At 55.5% G+C, this 17,522-nt stretch carries 13 protein-coding genes; 9 read left to right on the top strand and 4 right to left on the bottom strand.

The genetic code is table 11. The annotated features are described in order from the left end of the window. Window positions 1-21: 21 nt before the first annotated feature. On the top strand, window positions 22-1,224 hold the full coding sequence (locus AC3DKS_RS13270; protein WP_272607098.1) for a Pycsar system effector family protein: 1,203 nt from the start codon (window positions 22-24) through the stop codon (window positions 1,222-1,224). 60 nt (window positions 1,225-1,284) lie between these two features. Here the strand turns inward: AC3DKS_RS13270 and AC3DKS_RS13265 are convergent, their stop codons facing one another. Continuing rightward, window positions 1,285-3,657: a GAF domain-containing protein gene (locus AC3DKS_RS13265; protein WP_272607097.1), complete on the bottom strand. Its 2,373-nt coding sequence runs from the start codon at window positions 3,655-3,657 to the stop codon at window positions 1,285-1,287. A 126-nt stretch (window positions 3,658-3,783) separates the two neighbouring features. Between AC3DKS_RS13265 and AC3DKS_RS13260 the strand changes: the two genes are divergently transcribed. From AC3DKS_RS13260 to AC3DKS_RS13250, 3 genes are all read left to right on the top strand, one after another. Further along, a complete protein-coding gene (locus tag AC3DKS_RS13260; protein WP_272607096.1) occupies window positions 3,784-4,689 on the top strand; it encodes a metallophosphoesterase in 906 nt (301 codons plus the stop codon). Further along, a complete protein-coding gene (locus AC3DKS_RS13255) occupies window positions 4,686-5,861 on the top strand; it encodes a helix-turn-helix domain-containing protein (RefSeq protein WP_272607095.1) in 1,176 nt (391 codons plus the stop codon). The genes AC3DKS_RS13260 and AC3DKS_RS13255 overlap by 4 nt, the downstream gene beginning before the upstream one ends. Window positions 5,862-5,960: 99 nt before the next feature. Then, window positions 5,961-7,115 (top strand): acyltransferase family protein, encoded by a 1,155-nt coding sequence (locus AC3DKS_RS13250; protein ID WP_272607094.1) that lies wholly within the window; start codon window positions 5,961-5,963, stop codon window positions 7,113-7,115. Here the strand turns inward: AC3DKS_RS13250 and AC3DKS_RS13245 are convergent. After that, complete coding sequence (locus AC3DKS_RS13245) at window positions 7,107-7,790, bottom strand: SOS response-associated peptidase (protein WP_272607093.1); 684 nt, start codon at window positions 7,788-7,790, stop codon at window positions 7,107-7,109. The two genes, AC3DKS_RS13250 and AC3DKS_RS13245, sit on opposite strands and share 9 nt — an antisense overlap. 245 nt (window positions 7,791-8,035) lie before the next feature. Here AC3DKS_RS13245 and AC3DKS_RS13240 point away from each other — a divergent pair, with 245 nt between their 5' ends. Next, complete coding sequence (locus AC3DKS_RS13240) at window positions 8,036-9,073, top strand: helix-turn-helix domain-containing protein (protein WP_015753685.1); 1,038 nt, start codon at window positions 8,036-8,038, stop codon at window positions 9,071-9,073. A gap of 66 nt (window positions 9,074-9,139) precedes the next feature. Here the strand turns inward: AC3DKS_RS13240 and AC3DKS_RS13235 are convergent, their stop codons facing one another. Beyond that, a complete protein-coding gene (locus AC3DKS_RS13235) occupies window positions 9,140-10,042 on the bottom strand; it encodes a mechanosensitive ion channel family protein (protein ID WP_272607092.1) in 903 nt (300 codons plus the stop codon). Window positions 10,043-10,102: 60 nt separating this feature from the next. Next, the gene (locus tag AC3DKS_RS13230; protein ID WP_272607091.1) at window positions 10,103-10,537 is read right to left on the bottom strand and encodes a hemerythrin domain-containing protein; all 435 of its coding nucleotides are present in this window, start codon (window positions 10,535-10,537) and stop codon (window positions 10,103-10,105) included. Between the two features lie 364 nt (window positions 10,538-10,901). On the opposite strand from AC3DKS_RS13230, the gene AC3DKS_RS13225 reads away from it, so the two are divergent. From AC3DKS_RS13225 to AC3DKS_RS13210, 4 genes are read left to right on the top strand one after another with little or no spacing between them, the layout of a single operon-like run. Then, a complete protein-coding gene (locus tag AC3DKS_RS13225) occupies window positions 10,902-11,129 on the top strand; it encodes a hypothetical protein (protein WP_272607090.1) in 228 nt (75 codons plus the stop codon). Between the two features lie 53 nt (window positions 11,130-11,182). Then, complete coding sequence (locus AC3DKS_RS13220; protein WP_272607089.1) at window positions 11,183-14,920, top strand: BamA/TamA family outer membrane protein; 3,738 nt, start codon at window positions 11,183-11,185, stop codon at window positions 14,918-14,920. Between the two features lie 17 nt (window positions 14,921-14,937). Continuing rightward, window positions 14,938-16,050, top strand: a complete 1,113-nt coding sequence (locus tag AC3DKS_RS13215; RefSeq protein WP_015753680.1) for an endonuclease/exonuclease/phosphatase family protein — start codon at window positions 14,938-14,940, stop codon at window positions 16,048-16,050. Window positions 16,051-16,097: 47 nt separating this feature from the next. Beyond that, the gene (locus tag AC3DKS_RS13210) at window positions 16,098-17,414 is read left to right on the top strand and encodes a gluconate:H+ symporter (RefSeq protein WP_272607088.1); all 1,317 of its coding nucleotides are present in this window, start codon (window positions 16,098-16,100) and stop codon (window positions 17,412-17,414) included. Window positions 17,415-17,522: the final 108 nt, after the last annotated feature.

Genomic DNA, 17,522 nt, shown 5'->3' with positions numbered 1-17,522 from the left:
TGATCAACAACAAATTCCTGTATGACAAAGCTGGCGGAAAGCACGGGCAAGTATGTGACCAAATTGCTCACCGAAGAGCTGGATGAGCGGTATTTATACCATAACCTGAGGCATACGCAGCGCGTGGTACAAAGTACAAAAGAATTGCTTGAACACCATGAGCTGGACCCGGGGCGGGCCGAGGAAGTCATCCTGGCTGCCTGGCTGCACGATACGGGATACACCGCTGGCAGTCAGGACCATGAGACAAAAAGTTGCGAAATTGCCCGGAAATTCCTGGGCGGGAAGGACCTGGATGAGGATCGAATTGAGCGGGTATGCGAACTGATCGAGGCCACCCGGCGGTTCTACACCCCGAAAAATCTGGCGGAAAAAATCCTCCGGGATGCGGATTCCTCCCACCTGAGCCAGAAAAGCTACCGGGAGACCGCCGAGTTGTTGCGGGAGGAGCTTTCCCTGTTGGGCCTGGCCGAATACACCCCCGAGGAATGGCGGGAGACGAACATCAAGATGTTCCGCGCCGAACACCAGTACTACACGCAGTACGCCCTGGAGAACTGGCAGGAAGGCAAAGACGACAATATCCGCCGGCTGGTCAAAGACAAGAAAAAGCGGCGGAAGATGGCCAAGAAGGAAAAACTCAAGGCCTACTACAAAAACGAAAGCCCGGAACGCGGCATTCAGACCATGTACCGCGTATCCATGCGAAACCACCTGAAGCTAAGCGATATAGCAGACACCAAGGCGAATATCCTGCTGTCCGTGAACGCGATCATCATCTCCCTGGTAATCGCCAACCTCATCCCCAAACTGGACAACCCGACAAACGACTACCTGATCTACCCCACGGTGATCTTTATCGTATTCAGTATCATATCCATGATCCTGTCCATCCTGGCTACCCGGCCGAATGTTACCAGCGGCCAGTTCACCAAGGAGGATGTGGCCGAGAAAAAAGTCAACCTTTTGTTTTTCGGCAACTTCCACAAAATGAAGCTGCCGGATTACGAATGGGCCATGCAGGAGCTGATCAAAGACAAATATTACGTGTACAACACGCTCACCAAGGACCTGTATTTCCTCGGGGTGGTCTTGCAGCGCAAATACAAGTTGCTGCGATGGACCTACACGATATTTATGGTGGGGATGATCCTTTCGGTGATCGCCTTCTTTGTCGCCCTGAAATTCTACGGGCCGGAACGGATTATTGAATTGCCCCAATAGGGGCGGCTTACCCGAAACCTTTCGACGAATGCGTCGGGGCACAGCCTGCCGGGAAACGCCTCAGGTCTGAAGCTCTTCCATCAGGTCGTCGTAGTTGTAGAATTCCTTGGAGCCTTCCTCATTACCCGACGGTTTGCGGTAGAGGATGCCGGCGCGGATGGCCTTGAGGCCGGAAACCCCCTGCAAGCCCTCGAGTTCCACAATTTCGATATCATCGGTAAAATACCCCTTGGATTTCAAGAACCGGATATATCTCAGGTACTCCAGTTCGTCTTTTTTCTGTGAATAGACAATCACCAGTTTCCCGGAGCGGGTCAGGCGTTCGTCGGACCCCTTGATCTTGGACTTGTCGATGCGCTTTTTGATGACCTCGTAGCGGGCGTTGTAGGTCCCGTCCACATCGAAGCGCTTCTCGTCCATCCGGAAACGGATGCTCAGGGAGGTGTTGTAAACCAGGATCAGGGAAGCCACGTCGAGTTGTACCGGCAACTCGGCCTTGAAGTCGTAGTAGGCGTTCTCCATCTCGCACATCACCTGCAGCTGCCACAGTCGGAGGTTACTCAGATAGAGCGGGTCAAAATCGCGTTCGGCGGCGATGGAGTCCCCGATATACATGTTGTGCTCCACCCCGTCGGTCTTGTAGCGTTCAAAATAATGCGGGAACATCTTCTGGGCATCTTCCTGTCTCCGGTCGAGTACCGAGGCCAGGGATTTATTGATCCGCATCACGGTCTCGTCGTAATTCCTGCGGTGGTCGTAATAGGACTGGGTCCCCATATCGATCCCCGCTTCGTAGGAGAGGATTTCGGCGCCCAGCTGCTTGTCCACCCCCTTGAGGTGCTCAAAGACGGGCAGGATCTCGTCCTGTACAAAATTGAATATCGCCTGCTCGCTATTGGTGTGGAGTACCTCCTTGATATCCTCCATATGGTTGTTGACCCGGTAGATCAGCTCCTCGTAAATGGGTAACTCGGTCTTCTCAAAGGCTATTTCCAGAACGGACCGGATCCGGGAAAGCTGGATCATCAGGTCGCGTTGTATGGCCGAATTCCGGGCACGGGAGGAATCGCGGATATCGATCTGCCCGTACAACGGGTGTACGTCCTGGAAGGCGATCTCCTTAAAAGCCGGGTCGTTGCCTTCCAGCTGGTCGATGATGAATTTCTTGGCCTCTTCCTGGAAGCGCCACAGCACGGATTCATGGACGGTGGTACACTCGTGCTGAATGATTGCATCGATCAGGTTCTCCTCCTCGATCTTGGAGCGGACCACGGCCGAAACGATAAAAGGCATTACGTCGTCCAGCTTGGTGGCATTCACCCCGTTGAGCGCATTCGGCTCGCTGGAGACTACCTCCAGCAGGCCGAGTACCTCGTCCTGGTCGGCAATGGGGGCAAATATCGCGCTGCGGATGCCTTGTTCGTACAGGTTATTGTAGAATCCCTGCCCCTTGGAGAGCTTCTGGTATTTTTCGACGTCCGGGATGACGTAATACGCCTTTTGCCGGAGCAACCTGTCATAGGATTTTTCGCAGAGGCATTTATTGCATTTACTGGCTGCGGCATCGCCCAGGATAAAGCTGTCCATGCCCTTGCCGTAAACTTTTTCAAACTGCCCGTCCTTGCGGTTATAGGTGATGAAGCCCACCTTCAGGTCGTTCAGCCGGAAAAAGGATCGGAACGTATCCTGCAATTCGCCCATAAATTTATCACTGCCCCGTTTATCGCTGGCGATCAACTCGGATTTTATCGCGGAAATGGAATACTCCGAGGTGACGTCGAACATGTTTGCGATGACAAACCCCTTGATGATAAAGCTCTCAGGCGGGATAATCGATTTCCAGTATTCCAGGTCTTCGGGACGCGACAGCATTTCGTCCACATCGTCCTGGGAGATTTCAGGCGCCTCCCCGTTGGGAAGGATTTCCATAAAATCCGCGTTGTACAGGATCCGGTAATGCCGCTTTACCCCGTTGGCATCCGGGAATTCAAAGAAATAAGGCCGGCTGAAATCGAGTTTATAGCCGTAAAAGTTGTTGAGGATGACCGTGCAGGTCATGATATAATCCTGCCCTTCGGTGCGGCTCATCAGGATGGGACTGAAGTCTTTCCCCGCCGCCTCGAGAATCTTTTGCAACCGTTTGGAAGGGTGGGAAAGCACATCCACGTAAGGCAGGGAGAGCGCTTTGATCTCATTGTGGCTGAGGACTTCCGAAAAGGCGTCCTGCAGGATTACATCGAGGATTTCCCGGTGCGTTTCCAGTTTTTCGACCTCCGTAAACCCCTCCCGGAGTTCCGGGTAGGGGGCCTGGGCTTTCAGGATCCGCCGGGCCTTTTCCTGCTGGTAGGGCGTACCTTCCTCCGCCAACCGGTCGTAAAAACGGAGGTACTTGTCAAAGCTGATCAGGAATTTAGCCGGGAAGTCCTGGTTCATAATCTTATGTTTACCCCTGTTTCGTCGCAGCAGAGCATGTAAAATTACAAAATAAAACGGTTCCCTATCGAGCGCTAAGACGAACGCATTCCGCACATTTTTTGGATATTTAGGGAAAATTCCAGGATGTCCTCCCGCCGCCGCCTCGACCGCGCCTACAAAAATGCACGGGTTGTCCCGTTTGACGACCGCTCCCGGCTGATCCTGTTTAGTGACTGCCACCGGGGGGACAACAGCTTTGCCGATGAATTTGCCAACAACCGGAACATCTATTACCACGCCCTGAACCACTATTACCAGCAGGGGTTTGACTATTTTGAACTCGGGGACGGGGACGAGCTTTGGGAAAACCTCAGTTTTGAATCCATCTTCGAAGCCCATAAAAACGTCTATACGCTCCTGCGCAAATTCCACCTGGAGAACCGGCTTTACATGATCTGGGGCAACCACGACATGGTGTATAAGGATCCCGAATATGTGGAGGCCCACCTCAGCAGTTATTTTGAACCGATCGACGGCAGGGACAAGGAACTGTTCGAAGGCATCCAGTACGAGGAAGGCATTGTATTGCGCCACGAGCAGACGGGTCAGGAACTGTTTCTGTGCCACGGACACCAGGCAGACTGGTGGAACTACACCTTCTGGCGGTGGAGCCGGTTTCTGGTTCGCATTCTCTGGAAGCCGCTTCAGGTTTGGGGGATTGCAGACCCCACTTCCCCGGCCCGCAATTACAAAGAGCTGATCCGGATAGAGAAGCGGATCAAGAAATGGATCCTCAGCAAGGACATGCTTCCCGTGATCGTGGGGCATACCCACCGGCCGAGATTCCCGGAACCCGGCGACATCCCCCTGTTCAACGACGGGAGCTGCGTACACCCCAGGAGTATCACCGGGCTTGAAATCGAAAATGGCAGGATCTCGCTGATCAAATGGCAGATTGCCACCACCGACGACGGCGTACTCCGCGTGGTCCGCGTCCTATTGGAGGGCCCCCAGAAACTGGCAGACTACGCCAAAAGATCGGGGAGATGACCGAGCTGCAAGCACTGATCGACGCCATCCCTATTCGCCACAACCCCATCTCCTACCTGATGTTCAGCGGGGTATTCCTGGGGTTCCTCCTATCGGGAGTCGTCCTGCTGCGGGCCCCCCGGGACAACAGGGCGCTCCTTTTTTTTGGGCTGATGATCGGCTGCCTCTCCATCACGAACCTGGACACCTTCCTCTGCTACACCGGCTGGATGAAATTCACCCTGGCCTGGAACGATTCCACGGAACCCCTAACCCTGCTGTTCGCCCCGTTGCTCTACCTGTGCATCCGCCACCTGGTAGTCCGCAAACCGCTGCCGGCATGGGTGGTGGCACTCCACCTGGCGCCGGCCCTGCTCTACGCCCTTTCCCAAATCGGGTATTATTCGGAGCCCCTGGCCGTTAAATTCAACGCTTACAAAGGGGCCTATTTTTCGGAAATCCCCTTTGCGGAGGTACCCGAAGGCACCACCTATGGGTACCAGTGGGTCAAGGACATGCAGCGGTGGCTCCTCCTGCTGGGCTTTGCCGTATACGGCCTGTTGTCCTTCCGGCTCTGGCAACGGGCCAGCAAATCGTTTGGCCACCCGGCCACCGGGGTCCGGATATCCAAATATCGGTTCGGGAGGTACGCCCTGGTAACCTTCCTGCTCAGCCTGGGCCTCATGCTGGTGGTCTACATCAGCTACGACGATGACGGCGGCGATCACTACCTTTCGCTTTTCACCCTTGCCGTAACCCTGTCCACCTGCATTGCCTTTATTTCGGAAAGCCGGTTTTTCCAACGCACCTGGCTCCTTGACAAATACGAATCCTCTGCAACCACGCCGCCTGAAATTACCCTGGAAGCCCTCAGGGAGGTGGCAGGTAAGGAGCGTTTCTTCGAGTCCCCGAAGGCATCGCTCAAGGCGCTTGCCGCCCACCTGGGGGTCCACCCCAACCGGGTGTCCCGATTGATCAACCAGGAGACGGACGGAAATTTCAACGACTTTGTAAATGCCTATCGGATTGACCTGGCAAAACGCCGGCTGGTTTCCCCTGAATTCCGCCACCTGACAATCGAGGCCATCGGCCGGAGCGTCGGGTTCCGCTCCAAATCCTCCTTCTACGAGGCGTTCCGCAAACAGGTGGGGTGCTCGCCCACCCAATTCATGAAATCCACAGCGAAGCCCTGACATACCGCCTTGTCCGGAATTACAAAACCGTACGTTTTCCGGACAAAATCCCCGGGCCGGATGCCTGAGAGTATGCATCTTTGGTGAAAATTCTCACGGATGAATGCAGCGAGACGATACGACCTGGACTGGCTGCGGGTAGGGGTATTTGCCCTCCTGATTTTCTACCATGTGGGCATGTTCTTCGTACCCTGGGGCTGGCACGTCAAAAATGACGTGATCTACCCGGAGCTCCGGTGGCCCATGCTTTTTGTCAACCAGTGGCGGTTGCCGATCCTCTTTGTGATCTCGGGGATGGGGACCTACTTCGCCTATTCCTACCGCACCCCGGGCCGCTATGCCCTCGAACGGTTGGGGCGGCTGGGCATCCCGTTGGTTTTCGGCATGCTGGTTATCGTGCCCCCGCAGGTGTATACCGAACGCCTTGCCGCCGGCGCTTTCCAGGGCTCCTACTGGGAATTCCTGGCGGGGCCCGCCTTCAGCGGGGTCTACCCGGAGGGAAACATCAGCTGGCACCACCTCTGGTTCCTCCCTTACCTCCTATTGTTTTCACTGGTCCTCGCCCGGCCATTCCGCAGGTTACGGGACCGGCCGGGCCGGTTGGTCGGCTGGGTCCGCCGCCGGCTCCGGTCGCCCTGGGGCTGGCTGGTATTCATCCTGCCGCTCTACATCTATGAAGCCCTGATGGAGCCATTCTTCAACGTGACCCATGCGCTTATCGGGGATTGGTTTGCCCTGGCGAACTTCGGGACGCTGTTCTTCTATGGGTTTGTACTGACTGCCGCCGGAAAAGACTTTTGGGATTTTGCCATTCGCTACCGCGGCCGCAACCTGCTGATAGGCATTTTGAGCTTTGCCGCCCTGCTGGTACTCTGGCAATTCCCGGATACCGCGCTGCGCCACTTCACCGAAGCGGGGCTGAAGGTGCTGAACCTTTGGACCTGGATATTTATCCTCTTCGGCTATGCTGCCGTTTACCTGAACCGCCCAAGTAATCTGCTGCGTTATTGCAACCGGGCCGTGTACCCGTTTTACATCCTGCACCAGACCCTTACGGTGGGCATCGCCTATTTCCTGATGGACACGAACCTGGGGTTACCGGCAGAATTCGCGATTCTCAGCCTCGGAACTTTTGGGGGAAGCCTGCTGATTTATCACTTCCTGATCCGACCGTTACGCGTACTCCATCCATTTTTCGGACTCAAAGCAAGGAAGCCCGGCAAGAAGCCCGCAGGACGATTGGTTTCAGAATAAGGGGATAGGAATATTTTTGTAGAAAACGGGCTCGAGCATGCTGTCGTAGCAAATGTTCCGGTTGTAAAGTTCCCGGGCAATCGGGTGTGCTACCAGATCCGGTTTTGTGGCGTGTTCCGTCAGGTCGTGCACCTTTTCCTCATCCATATCCTCCAGCCAGTGTTCCCGATCCCCGGGCTCCAGGACCAGCGGCATGCCCGCATCGAGATTCTGGATTTGCCGGAGCATCTGGTTGGAAGGGCCTACCAGGACGGAGGCTGTCAGAAAACCGTCGTCCAGCACGCTGTAGATGCCCGCCAGGGCAAACGGCCTTTTGTCCCGGTAGTAGACGTAATACGGATAGAGTTCCCCCTCGTAATAGTACATTGTGAAATACCCATTCACCAGGATCAGGCAACGGCGCCTGAGGAGGCTTTGCCGAAGCCAGTCCTGCCGGTTAACGGTTTCCAGACCCAGGTTCAGGGTGTTCAGGCTGTTCTGGAAAAGTTGCCAGTCTTCCCGGAATCCGTCGGGTAATATTCCCCAGATACCGTGCTGGATATATTCCGTATTGTCCTGGGTAATCAACGGAATCGTCTCCTCATTGAGACCGTTGATGACCTGCCGGGGTTCGTAAATTCCGGGAAACTTGAATGGCGTACCGAATTCCTCTTCAATCTTCCCTCGTCTCGTCATATTCGATAACCTGTAAAACATCGGGGACTTTTTACTGCAATTACGCGATAATTTATAAGCGAAACTTGCCCTAATAAAATGATTGTTAGTCCGTTTCGCCCGCCGCGTTTAAATTTTGTGTTAAGATTGACCCAATTTCCGCAAAACTGTTAAACAATTTCCGAAAACCATTAAGAATACTGAAGGGGAAGCGATAAATTTACCCTACCCCAAGAATTAAAATGAACGGGTAACACTTTGAAACTATGGAATTAACTATCAAAAGGGCTGAAAAACACCTGCGGGCGCTCAACGAGCACCTGCTGGGATCAATCAGCCAAAATAAAGGGCTTTTCAAGCTCGATATCGGCCAGCAGGTCGGCAGCGGGTCGGTGACCTGCATTTGCTTCAACAAGTGCATGACCGCCTATGAATACGACATCACGCTGAAAGAAGACATGCATATCCCCCTGAATGCCCCGGACATGGATATCCTCTATTTTGCATATTGCCTGGAAGGCAGCAGTTCCGTCCGGCTTCAGGAGTCCGGCAATTTTGTAAGGCTCGACAATTTACAGACTGCCGTGGTCTACAACAACCAGGAAACCGAAGGGGTCCTGAAGGTAGAGAAAGGGCAGCGTTTTGTTTTTAACCTCATCGGCATCGACAAAAAGCGGTACGAATCGCATTTCAAAGACAATTTCCACGGCCTGGAAGGGAAACTCCGGCATTTGCTGGAACAATTCGGCAACGGGAAAAAGTTTTTGCATATGGGGGCCTACAACCTGAAGATCGGCGAACAGATTAAGATGTTGCAGGAACAGCAATTTGACAATGAAATTGCCTCCTTCCTTCGTTTTGAAGGGATCTGCAACCTGATCCTCGCCAACCAGATCTCCCAGTTCTACCTGGATGTAAACCAGCGTTCGAATACGACCTCCCTCACCTCGCAGGAGTTACAGCTCATTCATCAGGTGAGTGAATTTATCGTGAACTACCCCGAGGTACAACACGCCATCAAATCGCTATGCAAAAAATCCGGCCTCTCCCCGAATAAGCTGCAGGAGGGGTTTAAATTCATGCACGGGCGAACGGTTTCCGACTATGTGCGGAACGTCCGGGTGGAAAAAGCCGAGGAACTCCTGCGGACCACAGACATGAATATCTCGGAAGTGGTTTACTCCGTTGGCCTCACCAGCCGGAGTTATTTCTGCAAGATCTTTAAGAATAAATACAATTGCAGCCCCAAGCAATACAAGAGCAAAAGGCTGAACAAGGTGAATCTGTCCGAGGTGTCCGCCTGATACGACCCTGATACCGAATCCCGGTAAGGGATGTGTGACCCGTCGCCGGAGTATTCCGTCGGCGGGTCATTCTTTTTCTGCCGGCCCGGAATCGTTGTGGTGTTCCACCCGTAGCGGCCCGGAAAAATCCAGCGTCCGGATCGGGAACGGGATGTTGATCCCTTCCGAATCGAAGGCTTTCTTGATGGCGATCATCGCCTCGGTCCTGGCCCGGGCGACCTCGAGGGCCGATGTGGAATCGATCCAGAAGCGCGTTTCAAAATTGATGGAACTCGAACCGAATTCCGTATACAGGAATATGATATCCCCGTCTTTCTCCACCTCGTCGAACGTTTTGACCAGGGTGTCCCGAACCACCTGCCTTACGTGCTCCAGGTCCGAACTGTACCCGACCCCGCAAGTGAGGATTACCCGCGACTGGGCCGTGGTACTGTAATTTTTAATCGGGTTTTCCACCACCATCTTATTGGGGATATACACCATGTTGTTGTCGGGTTGCCTCAGGGTAACCGACCGCAGGTCGATGTTGACCACCTCCCCCTCGTAGTCATTCGTGTGGATCCAGTCGCCGAACTTGATATACTTGACATAGGAGAGGACGATACCGGAATAGGTGTTTGCCAGGGCCCCCTGCAGGGCGAGACCCACTGCAAGGCCGGCCACCCCGGCACCTGCCAGGATGGTGTTCAGCGCCCGGCTCAGATTCAGGATGCCCAGCACCAGGAACAGGCCCAGAAGGATCACGACCACCGAAACCAGGCGGGAGATCAGGTTTTTCATGGAATCCTGGAGTTTGGAGCGATCCAGGAGTTTTAAGGTGGCCCGGCTGGTGTATTTTGAAAAAATCACCGCAATGGTGAAGACCACCAGGGCGATCAGGATATTCGGCAGGTTCAGGACGAGGGTGTCTACCCATCCCAGGAGCTTCTCCTGCATCTTGCCCCAGGCTTCGCTAAATTTGGTTTCCATATGGAAGTGCGTTTGGTTTGGTTCGTGTGCCGTGCCTGCCGGACAACCGGAAGCAACTGCCTAGCGGTTCTTTTCCACGTAGGTCGAATACTCCTCAGCCAACCCGATCTTTTGTGATTCGGTCAGGACTTTCCCGGAGACCTGGAAAAATTGCTTTTCTTCATCTGCCAGGTGGTGCTCCACCTGCTCCTGCAACGATTTGCACAGGGTGAGCCACCCGGGCGAATCGAAGGGGGTTTCCTCCAGGCGCTCCACAAGTTCGTCAATTTCATGGTGTTCGGCAACCCCGTGCCGGGCCATTTCCTGGGTAGCGTCCTTTTTGATCAGGGGAACATAGAAAAATCGTTCCTCCGCATCTGCATGAACCTGGAGCTCCTTTTTCAATTTCGAAAAGATGGTGCGGCGCGTGGAGGTATCTCCGGATGTTTCCAGTAATTGGTCCAACAGGCTGCGCTGCAGGTCGTGGTCCTGCCGGATTGCTTCATAGATATTCATAGGGATCGGATTAAACAGGGATCGGATAAAAAAAAAGACTCCGGCCTGGCAGCGAACCGGAATCTTTATAACTAACCAACTAAACTTCAAAGCTTATTGGATAGGCGCCCCAGTAGCAGAACGGAACGCCATACCCGCTTCAGGTGTGTGCTGCCATTAGGTGTAAGATACCTGAAATGATGCCGCCGGATGTGCTCATTCGGGAGAAAGCTTAATGCATTTCCGCACCCGCAGATACTGACGGGTAATGAGGGGTTGTCCACCAAACACGAACGCCCCATCCCGGTTACCGGTACGTGCCGGATCTCTTGCCACAATTTGATGCACCTACTCGATCAGGCTCAAAAAAATGCCTGTCCGGAACATGCACCCGACCCGTTTCGCCTATCTTTTGATCATGACTAACAAAAAATCAATAGATAAAAAGCAAGGAGAAGAATCTACCGAATTCATCAAGGATCCGGAAAAGGAAACCCGTGGATACATCTTTCAGAAAAACAGCAAAACGCAACTGGCAATCATGATCATTGCAGTAGCCGTTTTACTTATTATTGCAGCATTGTACAAATCCGGGGTATTCCTGGATCAATAGTCAAACCCTTTCCGACTGCCACACGTAACGGAGAATTAAACCCCGCGCTCCCAATGCAACGCATGTCCCAGAACAAAACATTTCACCAAGGCCTTTGCCGCCCGGTCCAATGGGCGGCCCGAGCCATCCTCGCAGCCCTCCTGTTCCAGGGGTGCGCCACCTATAAGCCACAGGTCAAAAAATCGGTCCCGACAGCCGGACCCGCGGCCGCTTCACCCGAATACACCTTTTTCCTGGCCGGCGGCTGGGGCCACACAGACCCCGAGAAGCCCGCGGAATCCCTCACCCGCCTGGAAAGCGAACTGGCAGCTGCCGGCACGAATTCCGAATTGCTCCTTTTGGGGGATATGATCTCGGAGGAGCCCGGAAACCGGGAGCGGGATTCGGCCCTGTTGGGCGAGCAACTGGATTTGCTCCGCCGGTTTCAGGGACGGACCACGCTGATTCCAGGGAATAACGAATGGAAGGAATTCTCGGCGCGCAAACGCAAGTGGGTGGAGGATTACATGGAAGAGCGGGATACTGCCCTCAAGATGCAGCTCGTCGGCGAATGCCCCATCGAATACCGGGATATCAACGACCGCCTGGCGATCATCCTGGTGGATTCCAAATGGTTTATCTCGAATTGGTCGCGGGTGGAACACATCAATGAAGCGTGCGTCGTGATGGATACCCGGAAGCGCTTTGCCGAGGAACTGGACGGGTATATCAACGATGCCCAGGGAAAAAACCTCATTATCGCCATGCACCACCCACTCTTCAGCAACGGGAAATACGCCGGGAAAGAAACCCTTGGGAGCCATATGCGACCCGCCCCGGTTATTGGAACGATGATCCACGCCACTGCCGACCTGGGCGCCTTTTCGCCCGACCGCCTGATCTCCCGCCGATACAACTACCTGCGTATCCTCGTCTCGGCCCTGGCGCAGAAATCCGACCGGGCCGTCGTCGTATCCGCCCATGAGGAGAGCCTGCAGTACCTGAGGTCGGAGTCCATCCACCAGATTATCAGCGGTTCCCTGGGCCGGGCCACGGCAACCCACCGGTCAAAAGAAACCCTGGCAACCGTTGGGGGATCCCTGGAATACGAGGGTATCTATACAAACGGTTCCCGGGGATTTTCCCGACTGGACACCTATCCGGACGGGTCCGTTTCGGTCCGGTTTTTCCCGGAAGGGGGGCAGGAAGTGTCCTATGAACTGCTGCCGGCCCTGCCGGAACCCGAATCCGGCGGACCGTATGAAATGCCCGCCGAGGCGGAAGTGGCCTCCAGGGTACTGGACGATCCGGAGCAATACCGGAAGAACGGTTTCTACACCTTCCTGTGGGGGGATCGCTACCGGGAGTATTTCGGGGAGAAAGTCACGGCGCCGGTGGCCTCCCTCGATACGCTTTACGGGGGGCTGAAGGTCACCCAGAAAGGGGGCGGCCACCAGTCGTATTCCATCCGCCTGGAAGATGCCCGGGGCAGACAATACGCCATGCGCTCCCTCCGCAAGGACGCCCTGAAATTCCTGGCCTTTAAGGTCCCCGGGGTGGCTTACGTCCCGGACGACTACAAGGAGACGCTGGCACACGAGGTGGTAAGCGATTTTTTTACCACGGCCCATCCCTACATGCAACTGGTTATCAGCCCGCTGGCAAGGAGTATCGGGGTCAACCACTCCAGCCCCAGCCTGTACTACATCCCCAAACAGGAAGCCCTGGGCGAACTGAATGCGGAGTTCGGCGACGAACTTTACTTTATCGAGGAACGCCCATCGGACGAGCAGCTGAATTACAAAGGGTACCGCCGCACCATCGACGAGAAGGGCGAGATCAAGGACTTTGAGAGCACGACGGACATGCTGGAGCTCCTGCGGAGCGATGAGTCCTACACCCTGGACCAACGGGCCTATGTCCGGGCCAGGCTTTTTGACATGCTCATAGGCGACTGGGACCGGCACCAGGACCAGTGGCGCTGGGTGGAATACGAAAAGCCCGACGGTTCCGTGGAGTTTATGCCGGTCCCCAGGGACCGCGACAATGCGTTCCCGAAGTTTGACGGGACAGCCCTCCCGGTAATCCAGTGGTTTGCCCCGGGAAGCCGGCGCTTCCAGTCCTTTGGCCCGGAATACGGAAACCTGAAATGGCTGAATACCTCCGGCGGGCGCCTGGATAAGGTATTGCTCCCCGATATGCGACAAGAAGACTGGGTGGCCGAAGCCCGGTATATCCAGGAGCACCTCGGGGACGCGGAAATAGATGCCGCCTTTGAAAGGTTGCCGCAGGAGGTGCAGGACAGCACGGCCGCATCCATCCGCAACGACCTGAAAGTGCGACTGAAAAACCTGCATCAGGCGGCTCTGGCCTATGGGGAATCCCTGGATCGACGCGTAATCCTCCGCGGCACCGAAAAAGACGATATTATCGAGATAGAGCGACTGCCCGAAGGCAATACGCGGGTGGTAATCCGCCGCAACCTGACTGACGAGCCGAATACGGTGATGCTGGACCGTACCCTGGAGGCTGCGGAAACGCGGGAACTCTGGATTTACGGCCTGGGGGATGACGATATCTTCCGCGTCACCGGCCCGGGTACAGGAAGGACATTCATCCGCCTGATCGGGGGGTACGGGGAAGACCGGTTCGAAATCGGGAATGATTCGCGCCTGAAGGTCTACGACTGGCAATACGAGAAGACCGAATTCTCCAACCGGGAACCCCGCCACCAGTATACGAACATCTATTCCACAAACACCTATCACTGGCGCTATTACGAGCCGAGTTTCAACAAACTGGTCCCCTTCCTCGGGTTTCGGGTAGACGACGGCCTGGCCATCGGTGCCACAGACACCTATACGTATAAAGGCTTCAACGGGGAGGACTTCCGGCAGCAGCACCGATTTGGCGCCAAGTACTTTTTTAATTTCGGAGCGCTCGAAGCTTCCTATTCCGGGGTGTATGCCAATGCCCTGCCGGGGTGGAACTTTGAGACGGAAGCCTATTACGCCTCCAACCGCTTTGTCCGGAACTTTTTCGGGATCGGCAATGAAACCGTGAACCTGGAGGACGACCTGGACATCGATTATTATCGCGCCCGCGTCCAGTCTGCCCGTGCAAGTGCCGGCCTCGCCTACCATACGCTGAAGATCCGGGCCGTGTACGAAACCCATAAGGCCCAGGAACTCGAAGACCGGTTCTTTACCCCTGAAAACCTGGACCCGGATGTCTTCACGCGCCAGCATTACGCGGGGGCCGAAACCGAGCTCAGCTACCATGCGGACGATGTGGACGATTTCCCCACAAAAGCCATTTACATCGGGTTATCGGCCGGGTATCAATGGAACCTCCGGGATGCCGAAAGGCATTTTGGCTACTTGCAAAGCCGCTTGTCGCTTTCCCATAAAGTAATCCCCTCCGGCGACCTGGTGCTGGGTACCACTGCGGAGGTTCGCACGAACTTCGGGGGCGATTATTTCTTCTACCAGGCCCCTGCCCTGGGTGGGGACAACGGATTGAGGGGGTACCGGGACCAACGATTCACGGGCAGGACGTATTTCTACCAGAGCACCGACCTGCGATGGCGGATCAAGCGATATGTCACCCTGGTGGCACCCGTAACCGTGGGGCTGTATGGCGGATTCGATTACGGCCGCGTCTGGAACCCCGGGGAATCATCCGGCGTATGGCACACAAGCCGGGGCGGGGGCTTCTGGATCAGCGGTTTCAATTACCTGGCATTCAACATCGGATATTTTAACTCCCGGGAAGGGAATTTCTTCCAGGTGGGTTTTGGATTTGGGTTTTAACGCATTGACGGCCGCCCATGGACCTTAAAAAAGGACTGCAATTATTCGGATGCCTCGCGGTACTCCTCTCGCTCCTGCCGCTCATCGCGGCAGACTACTGGTGGATCCGCATGTTCGATTTCCCGCACCTCCAACTCACTGCCCTGACCCTGCTGGCCATACTCGCTTTTTTCTGGAAATTCGAGTTGCGGGAGCCCAGGGATTACGCGTTTATAGCCATCCTTGCAGGGTGCCTTACATTTCAGGTGTCGCGAATTTACCCGTTTACGCCCCTGGCGGATATGGAGATACTCGCGGCCCAAACAAAATCCGCCCCGGGTATCCGCATGGTCACTGCAAACGTCCTCCAATCGAACAAAACAGACAGCCTGCTGGCCGCGCAAATCAAGGCGTACAACCCGGACCTGCTATTGCTGACCGAGGCAAACGCCCGCTGGCGGGACGCCCTGGCACCCGTAACGGGCAAGCGATTTTCCTATAAGGAGGAAATCCCCCTGGAGAATACATATGGGATGCTGCTTTATTCGAAATTTCCCCTGATCGAGCCGGAGGTGCGTTTTATGGTAGACGACAGTATCCCGTCCATCCACACCCGTATCAAACTCCCTTCCGGGGATACGCTGCAGCTACACTGCATCCACCCCACACCCCCCATGCCCCAGCACAACCCCATGTCCACGGACCGGGATGCCGAACTGATGCGAACGGCGCGCCTGACCCGTCAAAGTGATTACCCGGCAATCGTGCTGGGAGATTTCAATGACGTGGCCTGGTCGGAGAGCACCGGCCTGTTCCAGCGGGTGGGCCGCCTCCTGGACCCCAGGAAAGGCCGGGGATTTTTCAATACCTACCACGCACAAAATTGGATCCTTAGGTGGCCCCTGGACCACATTTTTGCCCACAGGGAATTCCGCCTGAGGGATTTGGAGGTGATGCCGGACATTGGCTCGGACCATTTCCCGGTATATATACACCTGGACTACTTTCCGGAGGGAGCCGGGGATCAGTCCCCGGAACCGGCCAGCGAAGAAGACCTGCAGACTGCCTCCGATATCATCGGCCAGGAAATCCGCCAGGATTCCGGGAATGGCAGTGATGACAGAGGGGGCAAACCCGATGGGGACGGTTAGCGGAAAATGCTATCTTTAGCGATGCTAAACAACCAGTAACCTCCTACATGCCCTTACTCATTGTATTCGGCGGCATTCTCCTGCTATTCCTGCTGGTGGCCCGCCTCAAACTCAACGCCTTTATTGCATTTATCATCGTCTGCCTGCTCGTCGGATTCGGACAGGGTATGTCCGTGGACGGTGTCATCACCGCCATCCAGAACGGAATTGGCAACACCCTGGGTTTTCTGATCCTGATACTCGGGTTTGGCGCCATGCTCGGCAAGCTGGTGGCAGACAGCGGTGCCGCCCAGCGAATCACCTCGGCCCTGATTGCAAAATTCGGCCGCAGGTATATCCAGTGGGCCGTGGTCCTGACCGGTTTTATCGTGGGAATCCCCATGTTTTATTCGGTGGGCTTCGTGATCCTGGTCCCCCTGGTGTTTACCGTGGCGGCATCCACGCGCCTGCCCCTGCTCTACGTGGGGATTCCCATGCTGGCGTCCCTTTCGGTCACCCACGGCTACCTGCCGCCACACCCCGCCCCCACCGCCATTGTCGGGATGTTCGGGGCCGATTTCGGGAAGACGCTCCTGTACGGTATAATCGTCGCCATCCCCGCAATCGTCGTGGCCGGCCCGCTGCTTTCCCGTACGTTTAAGAATATCCCGGCCTCCCCGATGAAGGAATTCGTCAACCCGGAGATCCTGGAGGAGGAACAGATGCCCGGGATGGGGGTGAGTATCTTCACGGCCCTCCTGCCGGTCCTCCTGATCGCGGTTGCCACCCTGGCGGAATACGTGCTTCCGGAAGGGCATGTGCTATTGAAAATCCTGCAGTTTGCCGGGAACCCGGTAATCGCCATGTTGCTGGCCGTCCTCGTTGCGATATACACCCTGGGGCTCGCCCGGGGCAAAAGCATGAAGGAGGTGATGGGGACTGCGGCCGAAGGCGTCACGGGCATTACGATGGTGACCCTGGTCATCGCCGGGGCCGGGGCGCTGAAAGAAGTCCTCGTGGACAGCGGGGTAAGCGATTACATCGCGGAGATGCTCAAGGACACCACCATTTCCCCGCTGATCCTCGCCTGGGGGATCGCCACGGTCATCCGGGTATGCGTGGGTTCGGCAACGGTAGCCGGGCTCACAGCTGCGGGGATCGCCATGCCGCTGCTTCAGGGGAGCGGTGTTTCCCCGGAACTGATGGTCCTCGCCATCGGCTCGGGGAGCCTGATGCTCTCCCATGTCAACGACAGCGGTTTCTGGCTGTTTAAGGAATATTTCAACCTGTCCGTCAACGACACGCTGCGCACCTGGACGGTGATGGAAACCACCGTCGGTATCATGGGCCTCCTTGGCGTGCTGGTGCTGAATGCCATTTTATAGTCATCCAAACAATCAAAAATACTACCTCGATGAATCCTAACCCTGCAGAAGTCCTCAAGTCCCTTGAAAATGAACTCCCCCCCGCCCCGCCCCCGGCCGGGTTGTATA

Source organism: Robiginitalea sp. (assembly GCF_982776155.1).
Note: the sequence above shows the minus strand (reverse complement) of the source record. Positions and strands in the feature narration are given on the sequence as shown.

Coding starts and splice junctions, on each gene's coding strand:
- AC3DKS_RS13260 (WP_272607096.1), top strand. CDS start 3,784: ATGTCCTCCCGCCGCCGCCTCGACCGCGCCTACAAAAATGCACGGGTT.
- AC3DKS_RS13225 (WP_272607090.1), top strand. CDS start 10,902: ATGCACCCGACCCGTTTCGCCTATCTTTTGATCATGACTAACAAAAAA.
- AC3DKS_RS13265 (WP_272607097.1), bottom strand. CDS start 3,657: ATGAACCAGGACTTCCCGGCTAAATTCCTGATCAGCTTTGACAAGTAC.
- AC3DKS_RS13245 (WP_272607093.1), bottom strand. CDS start 7,790: ATGACGAGACGAGGGAAGATTGAAGAGGAATTCGGTACGCCATTCAAG.
- AC3DKS_RS13235 (WP_272607092.1), bottom strand. CDS start 10,042: ATGGAAACCAAATTTAGCGAAGCCTGGGGCAAGATGCAGGAGAAGCTC.
- AC3DKS_RS13230 (WP_272607091.1), bottom strand. CDS start 10,537: ATGAATATCTATGAAGCAATCCGGCAGGACCACGACCTGCAGCGCAGC.
- AC3DKS_RS13255 (WP_272607095.1), top strand. CDS start 4,686: ATGACCGAGCTGCAAGCACTGATCGACGCCATCCCTATTCGCCACAAC.
- AC3DKS_RS13240 (WP_015753685.1), top strand. CDS start 8,036: ATGGAATTAACTATCAAAAGGGCTGAAAAACACCTGCGGGCGCTCAAC.
- AC3DKS_RS13250 (WP_272607094.1), top strand. CDS start 5,961: ATGAATGCAGCGAGACGATACGACCTGGACTGGCTGCGGGTAGGGGTA.
- AC3DKS_RS13210 (WP_272607088.1), top strand. CDS start 16,098: ATGCCCTTACTCATTGTATTCGGCGGCATTCTCCTGCTATTCCTGCTG.
- AC3DKS_RS13220 (WP_272607089.1), top strand. CDS start 11,183: ATGCAACGCATGTCCCAGAACAAAACATTTCACCAAGGCCTTTGCCGC.
- AC3DKS_RS13270 (WP_272607098.1), top strand. CDS start 22: ATGACAAAGCTGGCGGAAAGCACGGGCAAGTATGTGACCAAATTGCTC.
- AC3DKS_RS13215 (WP_015753680.1), top strand. CDS start 14,938: ATGGACCTTAAAAAAGGACTGCAATTATTCGGATGCCTCGCGGTACTC.